This is a genomic window from Aerococcus sp. L_32 (assembly GCF_050689315.1).
The window spans coordinates 1-529 of sequence record NZ_JBOEQF010001249.1 but is presented as its reverse complement, the minus strand read 5'-3'; the positions used below and the strand labels follow the sequence as shown (position 1 = coordinate 529).

Here is a 529-nt window from a genome sequence, read left to right as displayed (position 1 = left end):
CGTCCTTCTTACATGACTATTTTGATTTTTTACGAGAAGCAGGGGACTGGCGCCGAATTGAAGCAATCTTTAAAGAACAAAGTGACTTAGCCCAAAGACCAGACTTCCAGGATGTTTATGAAAGTTTACAAGATTGGTTGGCTGAAAATGAAGGTTTTTAATCAGAATACGGGGATACATACGAGTGAGATTATATGTACCATAGTGAATGAGAATTTTAGGAGGCAGGATTATGCGCGTATTAGTAACAGGATTTTTAGGTAGAATGGGTTCCACAGCCGCCAACATGGTCATTAACCATGAAGGATTTGAATTGGTGGCTTTAGCCAATAATGATTTAAACAATCAAGCAGACCGAGTAGCTGAATGGTCAGATAAGGCGCCAGTTTTTGAAAGCATTCAAGATGCGATTAGCCAAGTTGATATTGATGTAGCCATCGACTTTACGATTCCAGCTGCAGCTTATCAAAATACCAAATACTATATTGAACACAATATTCACCCGGTAGTTGGTACAACTGGTTTTACT

1 protein-coding gene is annotated in these 529 nt (G+C 39.1%); it reads left to right on the top strand.

Annotation, left to right across the window (positions count from 1 at the left end; all coding sequences use genetic code 11):
- Nucleotides 1–232: 232 nt before the first annotated feature.
- The coding region (locus tag ACRCJ0_RS19160; protein WP_431391803.1) for a Gfo/Idh/MocA family oxidoreductase at nucleotides 233–529 on the top strand (297 nt) is incomplete at its 3' end.